Below are 12,934 nucleotides of genomic sequence, written 5' to 3'. Positions count from 1 at the left end.
CCCGGCCGTCGTCGTGACGACGGCCGGGGCCCGCGGTACGGCGGGGCGGCTCAGCCCAGCGCCTGCTTCAGGTCCGCCAGCAGATCGTCGACGGCCTCGATGCCCACCGACAGCCGCACCAGGTCCCCCGGCACCTCCAGCGCCGAACCGGCCACCGACGCGTGCGTCATCCGCCCCGGGTGCTCGATCAGCGACTCCACGCCGCCCAGCGACTCACCCAGCGTGAACAGCTTCGCCCGGTCGCACACCGCGACCGCCGCCTCCTCGCCGCCCGCCACCCGGAACGACACCATCCCGCCGAAGGACTTCATCTGCTTCGCCGCCACCTCGTGCCCCGGGTGCTCCGGCAGACCCGGGTACAGCACCTGCGTCACCTTCGGGTGCCGGGTCAGCATCTCCGCCACCCGCTCCGCGTTCTCGCTGTGCCGGTCCATCCGCACCGGCAGCGTCTTGATGCCGCGCAGCACCAGCCACGCGTCGAACGGACCGGCCACCGCGCCCATCGCGTTCTGGTGGTACGCCAGTTCCTCGCCCAGCTCCGCGTCCGCGGCGATCAGCGCACCCCCGACGACGTCCGAGTGCCCGCCCATGTACTTCGTCAGCGAGTGCACCACCACGTCCGCACCGAGCGAGATCGGCTGCTGCAGGTACGGGCTCGCGAACGTGTTGTCCACGACCAGCTTCGCGCCCGCCGAACGCGCCACGCCCGCGACCGCCGCGATGTCCGTGATCCCCAGCAGCGGATTCGACGGCGTCTCGACCCAGATCACCTTGGTGCGGTCGTTGACCGCCGCGCGCACCGCCGCCGGGTCCGAGGTGTCGGCGACGGAGAAGTCCACGCCCCAGCGCTGCACGACCTTGGCGAACAGCCGGAACGTGCCGCCGTAGGCGTCGTTCGGGATCACCACGTGCGCACCCGGGTGCAGCACCGTCCGCAGCAGCGCGTCCTCCGCCGCCAGACCCGAGGCGAACGCCAGCCCGCGGCGGCCCCCCTCGATCGCGGCGAGGTTCTCCTCCAGCGCGGTGCGCGTCGGGTTCGCGCTGCGGCTGTACTCGTAACCGCCCCGCAGACCGCCCACCCCGTCCTGCTTGTAGGTGGACACCTGGTAGATCGGGGGCACCACGGCCCCGGTCAGCGGGTCGGCGGTGTTGCCCGCGTGGATGGCGCGGGTCTCGAAGCTGTGCAAGCTGCTGTGGTCGTCGCTCATGAGGCCCGAGCGTAGCCCCGACGGAAGGCCCCCGCGGCCGGGAACCCGCCCGCCCCCGCGTCCGGGCGACCCGCGCGCCGCCCGGGACGGCCGCCCCGGTCCGCACGACCCCCCTGACCGGCACCTGCGAGCAGCGGCGCGAAGCCGCCCGGAGAGCCCCTGACCGGCACCTGCGGCGAGCGGCGCGAAGCCGCCCGGAGAGCCCCGAACCCGCCCCGGCCGGGCGGTCACCGCGTCCGGGACAATGGAGCCATGGAGATTCTCTGGTTCCTGATCGCCATGGCCATGCTGGCCGCGGTCATCGGCCCCGTCATGATGCGCCGCCGCGCCGGCATCCGGCTCGCCGCGCCCGGCTCCCCCGACGCCGCCGACCCCGACACGTACGGCTTCGTGCGCCAGGAACAGCTCGACGTGCGGCTGCCCGGACCCGACCAGGACCTCCTCGACGTCCTCGACGTCGTCCAGCGCACCCAGGACTGGCGCGCCGCCGCCCAGCTCCTCGCCGGCACCCCCAAGGAGGGCGAGGTCCGCTGGCAGCGCGTCCAGGCCTTCGCCGGCGCCGCCTCCCTCGAACTCGCCCAGCAGCCCGGCACCGGCGGCGCCTGGCTGCGGACCTGGCGCTCGGAGTCCCCCAAGGACGCCGGCGGCGCCCAGGTGCACGCCGAGTTCCTCGTCCAGCAGGCCTGGCGCACCGCAGCCGCCGGCACCGACGAGTTCCGCATCATCCTGGAGGAGGCCCGCGCCGTCTGCTCCGAAGCCGCGCTGCTCGCCCCCGGCGACCCCGTTCCGTACATCACCGACCTGGCGGTCGCCCGCGGGCTGGGCGACTCCCACGAGCAGTTCGACCAGCTCTGGGCCAAGGTCATCGACCGCGCCCCCGACCACATGGGCGCCCACCTCGCCGCCCTCCACCACCTCTGCGAGAAGTGGCACGGCTCCCGCGACGACGCCGACCACTTCGCCACCACCGCGGCCGCCCGCGCCCCCCGCGGCTCACTGCTCGCCGCGCTGCCCCTCTTCGCGGTCTACGAGCACCTGCCCGAGGTCAACCTGGTGGGCAGCTTCTACCAGAGCGCCGTCGTCACCAAGGCCCTGGAGGGCGCCCTGTACGCGGTGCACTCCGCCCGCGCCGACGACCCGATGCTCGCGCACGTACGCCACCTGCTCGTCCTGTTCCTGGTCCGCTCCGAGCGCTGGGCCGAGGCCATGAACCAGCTCGTCCACGTCGACGGCCACGTGGGCGCCCTGCCCTGGACGCACAGCAGCGACCCGGCCGCCGAGTACGCCGTCTACCGGGCCCTGGCCGTCGCCGGATACGAGGCGAACGGCGGCAACCCGGCGACGCTGCCGCGCTGAGCCGCCGGCCCGGCCCGCGCCGACGGGACGCGGAATGACCGGGGGCTCGGGAACGTTGACACCGACAGCCCCCACCCGTGAAGGAGAACGCACCATGCTCTTCGGCCGCACCCCCGTCCTGCCCACCCCGGAGCAGGCCCTGAAGGGCCGCCCGGAGCCGACCTTCACCGTCCCGGACCGGCACACCGTCCTGGGCAACCCGCTGCTGGGCCCGTACCCGGCGGGCCTGGAGGTCGCCGACTTCGCGCTGGGCTGCTTCTGGGGCGCGGAGCGGAAGTTCTGGCAGACCCCGGGCGTCTGGACGACGCTCGTCGGCTACCAGGGCGGTCACACGGAGAACCCGACGTACGAGGAGGCGTGCTCCGGCCTGACCGGGCACACCGAGGCCGTCCGCGTCGTCTTCGACCCCGACCAGGTCACGTACGAGCAGCTGCTGAAGCTCTTCTGGGAGTCGCACGACCCGACCCAGGGCTTCCGCCAGGGCAACGACGTCGGCACCCAGTACCGCTCCGCGATCCACACCCACTCCCCGGCCCAGGCCGCGGCGGCGGAGTCCTCCCGCGCCGTCTACCAGCGGGTGCTCACCGGCTCCGGCCACGGCACCGTCACCACGGAGATCCTGCCGGCCGAGGGCCGCCCCTTCTACCCGGCCGAGGCGTACCACCAGCAGTATCTCGACAAGAACCCGGCCGGCTACTGCGGCATCGGCGGCACGGGCGTGAGCTGCCCGATCGGCGTCGCGACGGCGGACGGCTGAGCCGTCCGGCGCCCGCCGGAGCCGTCGCGCCGACCACAGCCCGGGAAGCCGTTCGCGGTTTCCCGGGCTGTGGTGTGTGTCAGTCCCAGCGGTCCTGGTTGAGGAAGCGGGCGAAACCGCGCCAGGAGTGGGGGCCCATCGCGCCGTCGATCGGGCCGGTGTAGCCGTGGGAGCAGCGGACGGTGCACGAGCGGATCCGGATGCGGCACGTACGGAGCGCGGTCCCGCTGCTGACGCAACGGCCGCGCGCATCCCGGCGCATTCCCGATTCCCACCGTGAGGGGCGCTTTCCCGTTCTGGAAAGGATCCGTACTTGACCCCACCAGGACCAGCTCGGGAGCATCGGGAACGACAAGCGTATGCCGACATGTGGGGACAGGAATGCTGCGGAAGCTGTCCGGTGACCCGGATTGCAGGAACGGAACATGCCCGACGCTGTGGGGTACCGAGGACGCCGAGGACTACGTCGTGCAGGGCTACGTCATCACTGACCCCGAGCGGCTGGCGCAGCTCGATCTGCCCGAGGGGGAGAGCGCCGTCGTGGTCCCGGCCGCGGTGCTGGAGGAGTACTTCCGTGCTGGGCGGTGAGGAGTTCGGCCGTCTCTTCGGGAGCTTCGAGCGGACCGCCTTCCGCCTGGAGACGCTCGCCGTCTACAGCGTGGAGGAGGAGCGCGAGGAGTTCGAACACTTCCTGGCAGGCGGGGACATGGGCCCCGCCTGGGACGACAACCCATGGGTACGGTCGATGACCGACGAGGGCAAGCAGGTCTCACGCGTCCACGTGCTCCGGTCTCCGCTGACCGACTACCTGCGGTACGAGCTGGCCGCCTATCCGGGCAACATCGCGGCCGGCGAGACCATCGGAATCATCGACCTGTCGGACCGGACCGTGACCGGCCTGCCCGATCACGACTTCTGGTTGTTCGACGACCGGGACGTGTACCGGATGCACTACACGCCAGAAGGTGCGTTCACCGGCGCCGAACCGCTTCCTGCCCGCTGTCTTGCCGAGTACCAGGGCTACCGAGACCGCGCCTTGGCCGAAGCTGTGCCGTTCGCGGACTACCGGGAGCGGCACCGCTGACCGCCGACTCGATCGGGAGGGCCCTGCGGGCGCTGCGCGACGCATCCGGACTCACGGGTGATTCGGTGGCCCGCAGGGCTTCCATGTCCGCCGGGAAGCTCTCGAAGATCGAGACGGGCAAGGTGCGACCGACCGTCCAGGACGTGGACCTGGTCCTCACTGCCATAGGCGTCAGCGAGGAGGTCAAGGGGGAGTTCCTCTCCGCCGCCCGCGCTGAAGCCACCGAGGCCACCGCATGGCGGCTGCTGCGCCGCATGGGCCCCTGGAAGCACCAGAAGACCATCCGGGCGATCGAGGCCGGCACCACCACGCTCAGGCTCTTCCAGGGTCAGCTCATCCCCGGCCTCCTCCAGACGCCCGAGTACGCCTCCGCCGTCTTCTCCCTGCCTCCGTCCCTGCCGGAGGAGACCAGGACCAGGACCGTGGCTGCCCGTATCGAACGGCAGTCCGTCCTCTACGAACCGGGCGGGTCCTTTCGCTTCCTGATCTGCGAACACGTACTCCGATGGCGCATCAGCGAGCCCGTGGTCATGGCGCTCCAGCTCGACCGGCTCGTATCCGTGTCCCGCCTGCCCAACGTCTCGCTGGGTGTCGTCCCGTCCGACCGCCGGATGCCCGACTTCCCCATGACCTGCTTCAGCCTCCACGACGACCGTCTCGTCATCGTGGAGACGTTCCACTCCGAGGTCACCACCCGCGACCCGAAAGATGTCCAGCTCTACCTCGACACCTTCGAACGGTTCGCCGCCGTGGCGGTCTACGGCGATGCCATGAGAGCCCTGGTCGAGGGCATCCGGGACGGATTCTTGCCCCAACAGGAAAGGTCCTGGAACGAGCTGCCCAGCGGGTGAAGCATCGGTGATGCCGACACCCGAGGGAGGGAATCCCTGTGAGCAGCGCCAGCACCACGATGAGCCCCGGTTCGACTGCCCGTCCGTCGCACACCGCCTGCGCCGGGGGCTGCCGGAGAGCGCCTCGCGGCGATCCGCACGCAGGCGACTCCCCGAGGCGAGCCGCTCGTGCACCTGGCTCGATCCCGGCTGCACACGTCGAGCAGATCGCAGAGGCGCTGCGAGGCACCCGGGCACCCCGAGCGCGACAGCGGTGCTCCTTCCCATCCGAACCACGGAGGACCAGATGACCGACCTGTACGGATTCGACATCTCCGCAGCCCGATTCAGCAAGGCGTGCGGAGGCAGCACCCACCCGGACGGCGAGGCGTGCGTGACCCTCGCGAAGATCGGGCCGGACGTGTGGGCGATGGGCGACAGCAAGCGCCCGGATGCCGAGCCGCTGCGCTTCACCACGGCCGAGCTGGACGCGGCGGGCATCGACCCCTGCCGCTTCGACCTGTCGGCCTGATCCACGGCACGACCCGAACTGACGGCCCTGCCCTCACGCCGACGGGCAGGGCCGTCGTGATCTCCCGGAACGGAGCAGCGGTGCATCACCACGGTTTCACATGGGTGGGAGAGAAGAAGACGTTCGACAGGGAGAGCGTCCGCAGACCGCCCGGCCCGGCCCCGGCGGCGACCAGCGAGCAGGAAGTGCACGACCGGTACCGGGAAGCCGTGACCGCCTTCCCGACCACCGACATCCCTCCGATCGGGACGGCACACTGGCTCATGAAACCGGCTTCGCTGATCAGGGGAACATGGGAGGAGCCCGAGGAGGCCGGCGAGTGGCTGGGCCTCCAGCTCGCGGAGTTCGCACCCCGGTTCGCCTCGGAGCAGGATCGGGAGGCGACCAGGCTGGTGCTCCTTGCGAAGGCTGCTGCCGAGCGGCTGGCGTGGGGAGGAGACGTATCCCTCGGCCACTACCTGAGGGGCACCGCCTTCCACTCGGTCGCCCTGGTGACGTGCCGGCCGAACCGTGCTGCTCCCGACCTGCCCTGTCCCGCCGAAGAGGCCCGGCCCTGACGACGGCCGTGACGCTGCCTCCCCTGGCGTGCCGGCACGGACTACGACGGGCTTGCCGTCGGCCACGGCGGACGGACGTGCACCGACGTTGCCTTGCGGACCGCAGCGTCGAGCCCTTCCGGTGGTCGCGCCGACAACAGCCCGGGAAGCCGTTCGCGGCTTCCCGGGCTGTGGTGTGTGTCAGTCCCAGCGGTCCTGGTTGAGGAAGCGGGCGAAGCCGCGCCAGGAGTGGGGGCCCATCGCGCCGTCGATCGGGCCGGTGTAGCCGTGGGCGGCGGCGAGACGCTGGACGGCTGCCCAGGTGTTCGGGCCCGGTGCGCCGTCGACCGGGCCGGTGTAGCCCCAGTTCCGCATGTTCCGCTGCAGCGCGGCGTAGGTGTTCGGGCCGGGCACGCCGTCGATCGGGCCGGTGTAACCCGACTCGATCCGCAGCCAGTTCTGCGCCCGCCGCCACATGACCGGGCCCGGGACCCCGTCCTGCTCCGTCGACGTCTTCGGCAGACCGGTGGCGGGCGGCGGCTCGGTCGGCTCCGTGACGTCGAAGGCCCAGGGGCGGGCGAGGTTGAGGTCGACGGGCGCGACGCCGCCCGCCGAGCCCACGGAGGTGTACTGGTGGACGGCCCAGTCCGGGTAGCGGCCGCCCAGGTCGGGCGGTCCGGGCCAGGTGCCGTCGTTGCGCCCCCACGCGGCGGCCCACAGGTGGGCGCCGGACGCGATGGTCCGGTCCCAGGCGGCGGCCCGCAGGGCCGCGGTGCTGATGTAGAACCAGGGGACGAAGGGGCCGACCCGTGCGCGGACGCGGTGGGTCCACGCGGCGACGTCCCCGTCGTCCCACAGCCGGGTGGAGTCGTCGAGCACCTCGACGTCGAGGGCGAGCACATCGCCGGGCCGGTAGTCGTGCAGGTGGTCGGCGAAGTAGTCGGCCGCGGCCACGGGAGCGAGGAAGTCGCCGCTCATCCAGTAGTGGCCGACCCTCAGTCCTGCCGCGCGGGCCCCGTCGACGTGACCGGCGTAGGAGGACGTGACGTAGGGCCCCTCGGCGAGCTGGCAGCCGCCCGCCTTGGCCACGGCGAACCGCTGTCCCTGGGCGGCGGCCAGGGCGTGGTCGATGCCGCGCTGGTAGTTGGAGACGTCGAACCCGGGGAGTTCGCCTGCACCGCGGCGGGCGGCGGCCGCGGGGGCTCCGGACGCCGCGACGGCGGCGGGTGCGAGTGCGGCGGCGACCGCCCCGCGGATCAGGTTCCTTCTGTGCACGCGTCCTCCGCAACCGAGCAGGAATGGCATGTCTATATCAAGTTCTACGCGCGTAGGGTACTGTGACGCGGCGTGTTCCTGTAACCCCAAGTCTCTTACGATTCAAGGGAGTTGACATGTGCGGACATCATCGGGACGCCGGCGGCGGAGCGCCGTCGGGACGTGGCGCGGTCAGCCGGCGAACCGTGCTCCGGGGATCGGCCGTCACCCTCGGGCTGTTCGCCGGGAGCGGGCTGTTCGCCGCGCAGTCCGCACACGCGCTGAGTCTCTACAACCCCTTCAGCGGCTATCCCCTCACCAGCGGCTGGCAGGACCACATCAACCGTGGATCGCTGGGCGGGATCGACTACGCCATGGGCGTCGGCACGGCGCTGCCCGCCGCCGACGCGGGGACCGTCACCAACATCCCGGACAACGGGACCGGGGGCCACACGGTCACCATCACCCACGACGACGGCTACCGCACCCAGTACATGCACCTGTCCCGGTTCGCGGTGGCCAACGGCACCAGGGTGCCGAAGGGCGGCATCGTCGGCTGGTCCGGGGGCGCGGCGGGCGCCCCGGGGTCCGGCAACTCCACCGGGCCCCACCTGCACTGGCACCTCATCACCCCGGGCGGTGTCCGGGTCAATCCGCTCGACCACCTCGGCGGCGGGGGCGGTGGTCTGCCGAAGACGTCGACGGAGCAGGACGGGGTCCCGGGCCCGGTCATGTGGCGGCGGGCGCAGAACTGGCTGCGGATCGAGTCGGGTTACACCGGCCCGATCGACGGCGTGCCCGGCCCGAACACCTACGCCGCGCTGCAGCGGAACATGCGGAACTGGGGCTACACCGGCCCGGTCGACGGCGCACCGGGCCCGAACACCTGGGCAGCCGTCCAGCGTCTCGCCGCCGCCCACGGCTACACCGGCCCGATCGACGGCGCGATGGGCCCGAACTCGTGGCGCGGCTTCGCCCGCTTCCTCAACCAGGACCGCTGGGACTGACACACACCACAGCCCGGGGCGCGCGTAAAAGCGGGTGAGTGCGGTCCGCCCGGGACGGTAGCGTCCGGCGGGCGAGCCGCCGGCCCGGCGGCGCACCCGCAGCCGTCCCACGGAGACGACCATGACGAACGACCGGCCCGCGACGACGACCCTGTGGCGGCCCACCGGGCCCGAGGAGCTGGCACTGGTGCGGGAGTCGGGGTGGCGGGCGTGGCCGCCCCGGCTGCCGGAGCAGCCGATCTTCTATCCGGTGCTGAACGAGGAGTACGCGGTCCGGATCGCCCGGGACTGGAACGTGAAGCACGACGGAGCGGGCTTCGTGACGCGCTTCGAGGTGGACACGGAGTTCGTGGCGCGCTACCCGGTCCAGCAGGCGGGCGGCCGGACGATCCTGGAGCTGTGGGTGCCGGCGGAGGAGCTGGACGAGTTCAACGCCCACATCGTCGGCCCGATCCGGGTGGTCCACGAGTTCCGCTGAGGCGGGCCGCGGGCCGGTTCATCCGCCGCCCGTGTACAGGCCGTCCGCGGCCCCGTGACGGGCGTGGTGGCCGGGGCGGCCAGGGAGGTGTCCCGGGCTGCGGGCGCCCGGGCGGCCCGGGAGACCGGCGCGGGGCCGGGGCAGGACGGAGGGTCCCCGGCGGCTAGCGCGGGGCCGGGGGCCGGGTGTCCCGCACGGTGGCCTGGAAGTAGCCGACGCTGCGTTCGTGCCGGTAGCCGAGGCGCTCGTTGACGGCCAGCATGGGGCCGTTCTCGTCGGCGACGGTCGTGGCGATCTCGCGCAGCCCGGGACGTTCGGCGGCGAGGACGCCCATCAGGTGGCGCTTGACGGCCCGTCCGAGTCCGCGTCCGCGGTGGGCGGGGACGACGACGGTGTCGTACTGGAGCGCGCGGGTGTCCGCGGGGTCGCGCAGCACGACCTCGGTGTAGGCGGCCACGGAGTCCGTCGGGGTGTGCAGGATCGCGGCCGTGTGGATCGCGCCGCCGCGTTCCCCGACGACGCGGGCGGCGGCCCGCACCCGGTCCGCGTCCCAGGCGGGTGCGGCCTGTTCGAGGTCGCCCACCGGGGCGTCCGCCATGTCGCCGTGGGCGCGGGCGAAGACGTCGGCCAGCGGGTCGGGTACGACGCCGGACCAGTGGGCGTACGCGTATCCCCCGGGCAGTCCGGGCGGTTCCGGGTGGCCGTCGAGGGCGGCGGCGAGGTCCTGGACGTACCAGGCCAGGGGCAGGGCGTTCTCGAAGCCGCGGGCGCGGGCGAACTCCTCTCCGGGTCCGCCGGTTTCGACGAGGGTGGACACCGACCGGCGTCCGTCCGCGGCGAGTTCGGCGTGGACGGCCTGCCACAGCGCCGATCCGGTGCCGCGCTTCCTGGCGCGCGGGTGGACGGCGAGGACGTCGAGGTACGCGGTGTGGCGGTTGTCCGCCTCGGCGAAGAGCACCAGCGTGGCCACGCCGTCGTATCCGTCGCCGCCCTCGGCGGGCACGGCGAGGTGGACGGTCCGGGTGCGGGCGGAGGGCTTGCGCAGCTTTCCGGCGCTGTCGGTGCGGGAGGGGGCCGGCACGCCCGCCGGAAGGTCGTGCAGATGGGCGGCGCGCAGGACCGCGTGCCAGTGGTCGACGTCCGCGTCGGTGGGGGCGGCGGGCAGGCGGGTGACGGTCATGCGGTGGACGGTACGTCGGGTGTCCGGGCGGCGCAGGTGGTTTTCGGGGTGGGCGGACGGCCGGGGAGGGCCCGGAGGACGGCGGGGTTCACGGCCCCGGCACGCCGAAGGCGGCGGGCCCGGTGCACGGGACCGCCGCCTTCGCGAAGGGGATGCCGAGGGGATCAGACGGCGGAGCCGGCCTTCCACTGCGACCAGGCCATGTTCCAGCCGTTGAGGCCGTTGTCGGGCTGGATCACCTTGTCCTTGGAGTTCTTGACGATGACGACGTCGCCGAGGAGCGAGTTGTCGTAGAACCACGCGGCGGCCTGCTTCGGGTCGCCGGCGCCCTTGACGTCGTTCAGGCCGACGCAGCCGTGGCTGGTGTTGGCGCTGCCGAAGACGGAGTCGGCGCCCCAGTAGTTGCCGTGGATGAAGGTGCCGGAGGTGGACAGCCGCATGGCGTGCGGGACGTCCTTGATGTCGTACTCGCCCTTGCCGTCGTCGTCGGTGAAGCCGACCGTGGCGCCGTTCATCCGGGTCTCCTTGAACTTCTCGGAGATCACCATCTGGCCGTTGTAGGTCGGGTTCTCCGGCGAACCGGCGGAGATCGGGATCGTCTTGACCGTCTTGCCGTCCTGGGTGACCGTCATCGTCTTGGTGGCGACGTCGACGGTGGAGACCTGGTTGCGGCCGATCTTGAAGGTGACGGTCTTCTGCTGGACGCCGTAGACGCCGTCCGCGCCCTCGACGCCGTCCAGGGCGAGCTTCAGCGTGACCGTGGAGCCCTCGGTCCAGTACTGGTCGGGGCGGAAGTCGAGGCGCTGGTTGCTGAACCAGTGCCCGACGACCTCCTGGCCGGTGCTGGAGGTGACCGTGATGCCGGACTGGACGGCCTTGCGGTCGGTGATCGCCTTGTTGAAGTTGAGCGAGACCGGCATGCCGACGCCGACGGTGGAACCGTCCTCGGGCGTGAAGTTGCCGATGAAGCTGTTGTCGGGCGACACGGTGGTGAAGGAGGAGTTCTCGTGGGCCTCCAGGCCCGCGGAGTCCTTCGCCGTGGCGGCGATCTTGTAGGTGGTGGAGCGCTTCAGCGGGGCGGCCGGCTTCCAGCTCTTGCCGTCGCCCGCCAGGGTGCCCTCGACGGGGTCGCCGTCGGCCGTGGTCATGGTGACCTCGGTGAGGGTGCCGTCGGTGACGGTGACCTTGGCGGCGTTGTTGATGCTGGCGTTGTCGGAGCCGTTCTTCGGCGAGATCGCTATTCGCGCCTTGGAGACCTCCTTCGCTGCGGCCTCGTCCACCTGCGCCTGCGACGCCTTCGAGCTCTCGGCGGAGCCGGCTTCCTTGCCGCCGTCGCTGCAGGCGGAAAGCACCATTACGCCACCGAGGACCGCGGACGCGACCATGAGGCCCTTGCGCCGCTTGCTGTCCGTCATCACACGCTTCTCCATCGTCGCCGATTCCCCTGACCGTCTACTACGGACAATCCCCATAACGGGGCATCCGGTTCCCCATCCGCAAGGGATGTGGGCAAGTTCACTGCCGCCGGCGTGACTCCCGACACAGTCCGGCCGTGCACCCCGTCGATCTGATCGACGCGGCCCGCGGCCCGCCGGTTGCGGCGGAGCCCCCATATGTGAGGCACGCGACCGGTGGGCCTCCGGTTCGCCTGCCCGACGATCCGGATCCGATGCGTGCCGATCGGCCGCCGGGGCGGGGCCTGCCGCCCGCGGGGCCCGCGGCGTGCCGCGCGCCCTCCTCCATCATCCCCCGTGCCGGACCCGGGACCGTACCGGGTCCGGCACGGCGCAGGTGCTCATCGGACGCGTGCCGCGTCACCCTCCTCCGCTTCCTCGCCGCCGGTCCCGTCGCCCCGCTCGTCGTCCCGGTCCTCGTCGTCCCCGTCCTCGTCGTCGTAGCCGTCGTCCGAGGCGTCGTCGTCGAGGTCCCACTCCTCGTCGTCCGGGTCGTAGTCGATCTGCTCACTGCTCCACGAGGCCTGGGCCAGGTCCACGCCGGGCACCTCGGCGACCAGGTCGAAGGGGTCGACGAGATACGCCAGCGCCTCCGCCTCGTCCTCGCGCACCGAGGAGCGGGCGTGCGCGCGCTCCTCGTCGGGCATGAACTCGTCCGCGGCGATCCGCTCCAGCGCGGCGCCCGTGAGGGCTTCGGGGTCCTCGATCTCCAGCACCAGCTCCACCCGCAGGCGCACGAACCGTGATGTCTCAGAAGTGCTCATGGGACCGGAGCGTAGGGGGCCGGACGCCCGCGGCTTTCCCCCGACCCGCTGCGTTCACTAGCATCGACGCGCCCACCGATTCGGCGAAGTCTCGAAGGAGATCGAGTTCGTGTCCGTCGCACGTCGACCGCTGCTGACCGCGACCGCCGCAGGGAGCCTGCTCTGCGCGCTGTGGTTCGTCCCCTCGGCCAACGCGACCCCCGAGAGACAGGGCGGCCCGGACCGGGCGGCCGACACCTCCGCGGCGGCCCGGGCGGCCGCCGAGGAACTGCGCCTGGCGGACACGGGCGCGGGCGTGGACACCACGCCGTACGTGATCGGCGGCTCGGCCTTCCTCGTGGCCGGTGCGGGCTTCGTGGCGTACTCGGTGCGCCGCGGCGGCGCGGAGGCGCTCCGGGGCCGCTCGGGCGCCCCACGCTCCGCCTGAGGCCACCGGCGGCGTCCGCCCCGGTCCGCGTGACGCGGGCCGGGGCGGTGGCGGGGTGTGCGGCGCC

15 protein-coding genes are annotated in these 12,934 nt (G+C 72.4%); 9 read left to right on the top strand and 6 right to left on the bottom strand.

The features are described from left to right. Window positions 1-50: 50 nt before the first annotated feature. Entirely contained in the window at window positions 51-1,208 is a 1,158-nt protein-coding gene (locus IAG43_RS19995; protein ID WP_187742063.1) for a cystathionine gamma-synthase, read from the bottom strand. 252 nt (window positions 1,209-1,460) lie between these two features. On the opposite strand from IAG43_RS19995, the gene IAG43_RS19990 reads away from it, so the two are divergent. Together IAG43_RS19990 and msrA are read left to right on the top strand one after the other, a co-directional pair. Beyond that, on the top strand, window positions 1,461-2,564 hold the full coding sequence (locus tag IAG43_RS19990; protein WP_187742062.1) for a hypothetical protein: 1,104 nt from the start codon (window positions 1,461-1,463) through the stop codon (window positions 2,562-2,564). Between the two features lie 94 nt (window positions 2,565-2,658). Next, on the top strand, window positions 2,659-3,321 hold the full coding sequence (gene msrA / locus IAG43_RS19985; RefSeq protein WP_187742061.1) for a peptide-methionine (S)-S-oxide reductase MsrA: 663 nt from the start codon (window positions 2,659-2,661) through the stop codon (window positions 3,319-3,321). Window positions 3,322-3,400: 79 nt separating this feature from the next. Here the strand turns inward: msrA and IAG43_RS34550 are convergent, their stop codons facing one another. Then, the gene (locus IAG43_RS34550) at window positions 3,401-3,583 is read right to left on the bottom strand and encodes a hypothetical protein (protein WP_246574448.1); all 183 of its coding nucleotides are present in this window, start codon (window positions 3,581-3,583) and stop codon (window positions 3,401-3,403) included. 312 nt (window positions 3,584-3,895) lie between these two features. Here IAG43_RS34550 and IAG43_RS19970 point away from each other — a divergent pair, with 312 nt between their 5' ends. From IAG43_RS19970 to IAG43_RS19955, 4 genes are all read left to right on the top strand, one after another. Next, window positions 3,896-4,405: a DUF6879 family protein gene (locus IAG43_RS19970; protein ID WP_187742059.1), complete on the top strand. Its 510-nt coding sequence runs from the start codon at window positions 3,896-3,898 to the stop codon at window positions 4,403-4,405. 23 nt (window positions 4,406-4,428) lie between these two features. Continuing rightward, window positions 4,429-5,256 (top strand): helix-turn-helix domain-containing protein, encoded by an 828-nt coding sequence (locus IAG43_RS19965; RefSeq protein WP_281403997.1) that lies wholly within the window; start codon window positions 4,429-4,431, stop codon window positions 5,254-5,256. A gap of 286 nt (window positions 5,257-5,542) precedes the next feature. After that, window positions 5,543-5,767 (top strand): DUF397 domain-containing protein, encoded by a 225-nt coding sequence (locus IAG43_RS19960; RefSeq protein ID WP_187742058.1) that lies wholly within the window; start codon window positions 5,543-5,545, stop codon window positions 5,765-5,767. 80 nt (window positions 5,768-5,847) lie between these two features. Next, entirely contained in the window at window positions 5,848-6,324 is a 477-nt protein-coding gene (locus IAG43_RS19955; protein WP_187742057.1) for a hypothetical protein, read from the top strand. A 180-nt stretch (window positions 6,325-6,504) separates the two neighbouring features. Here the strand turns inward: IAG43_RS19955 and IAG43_RS19950 are convergent, their stop codons facing one another. Continuing rightward, entirely contained in the window at window positions 6,505-7,578 is a 1,074-nt protein-coding gene (locus IAG43_RS19950; RefSeq protein WP_187742056.1) for a GH25 family lysozyme, read from the bottom strand. A gap of 185 nt (window positions 7,579-7,763) precedes the next feature. Between IAG43_RS19950 and IAG43_RS19945 the strand changes: the two genes are divergently transcribed. Together IAG43_RS19945 and IAG43_RS19940 are read left to right on the top strand one after the other, a co-directional pair. Continuing rightward, a complete protein-coding gene (locus IAG43_RS19945) occupies window positions 7,764-8,564 on the top strand; it encodes a peptidoglycan DD-metalloendopeptidase family protein (RefSeq protein ID WP_246574446.1) in 801 nt (266 codons plus the stop codon). 121 nt (window positions 8,565-8,685) lie between these two features. Next, a complete protein-coding gene (locus IAG43_RS19940) occupies window positions 8,686-9,042 on the top strand; it encodes a hypothetical protein (protein WP_187742054.1) in 357 nt (118 codons plus the stop codon). A gap of 163 nt (window positions 9,043-9,205) precedes the next feature. On the opposite strand, the gene IAG43_RS19935 is transcribed toward IAG43_RS19940, so the two are convergent. From IAG43_RS19935 to IAG43_RS19925, 3 genes are all read right to left on the bottom strand, one after another. After that, window positions 9,206-10,222: a GNAT family N-acetyltransferase gene (locus IAG43_RS19935; protein ID WP_187742053.1), complete on the bottom strand. Its 1,017-nt coding sequence runs from the start codon at window positions 10,220-10,222 to the stop codon at window positions 9,206-9,208. Window positions 10,223-10,386: 164 nt separating this feature from the next. Then, on the bottom strand, window positions 10,387-11,652 hold the full coding sequence (locus IAG43_RS19930; RefSeq protein ID WP_187742052.1) for a L,D-transpeptidase: 1,266 nt from the start codon (window positions 11,650-11,652) through the stop codon (window positions 10,387-10,389). A 365-nt stretch (window positions 11,653-12,017) separates the two neighbouring features. After that, window positions 12,018-12,440 carry a hypothetical protein gene (locus IAG43_RS19925; protein ID WP_343075659.1) on the bottom strand — a complete coding sequence of 141 codons (423 nt, stop codon included), beginning with the start codon at window positions 12,438-12,440 and terminating at the stop codon, window positions 12,018-12,020. Between the two features lie 109 nt (window positions 12,441-12,549). Here IAG43_RS19925 and IAG43_RS19920 point away from each other — a divergent pair, with 109 nt between their 5' ends. Next, window positions 12,550-12,867, top strand: a complete 318-nt coding sequence (locus tag IAG43_RS19920; protein WP_187742051.1) for a hypothetical protein — start codon at window positions 12,550-12,552, stop codon at window positions 12,865-12,867. Window positions 12,868-12,934: the final 67 nt, after the last annotated feature.

It is taken from the genome of Streptomyces genisteinicus, from assembly GCF_014489615.1.
Lineage (GTDB): Bacteria > Actinomycetota > Actinomycetes > Streptomycetales > Streptomycetaceae > Streptomyces > Streptomyces genisteinicus.
The sequence above is the reverse complement of the archived record's forward strand: the minus strand, read 5'-3'. Positions and strand labels throughout refer to the sequence as shown.

Bases quoted from the DNA above. Each gene is read 5' to 3' on its own strand.
- IAG43_RS19995 (WP_187742063.1), bottom strand. From the start codon at position 1,208: ATGAGCGACGACCACAGCAGCTTGCACAGCTTCGAGACCCGCGCCATC.
- IAG43_RS19990 (WP_187742062.1), top strand. From the start codon at position 1,461: ATGGAGATTCTCTGGTTCCTGATCGCCATGGCCATGCTGGCCGCGGTC.
- msrA (WP_187742061.1), top strand. From the start codon at position 2,659: ATGCTCTTCGGCCGCACCCCCGTCCTGCCCACCCCGGAGCAGGCCCTG.
- IAG43_RS34550 (WP_246574448.1), bottom strand. From the start codon at position 3,583: ATGCGCCGGGATGCGCGCGGCCGTTGCGTCAGCAGCGGGACCGCGCTC.
- IAG43_RS19960 (WP_187742058.1), top strand. From the start codon at position 5,543: ATGACCGACCTGTACGGATTCGACATCTCCGCAGCCCGATTCAGCAAG.
- IAG43_RS19940 (WP_187742054.1), top strand. From the start codon at position 8,686: ATGACGAACGACCGGCCCGCGACGACGACCCTGTGGCGGCCCACCGGG.
- IAG43_RS19935 (WP_187742053.1), bottom strand. From the start codon at position 10,222: ATGACCGTCACCCGCCTGCCCGCCGCCCCCACCGACGCGGACGTCGAC.
- IAG43_RS19930 (WP_187742052.1), bottom strand. From the start codon at position 11,652: ATGGAGAAGCGTGTGATGACGGACAGCAAGCGGCGCAAGGGCCTCATG.
- IAG43_RS19925 (WP_343075659.1), bottom strand. From the start codon at position 12,440: ATGAGCACTTCTGAGACATCACGGTTCGTGCGCCTGCGGGTGGAGCTG.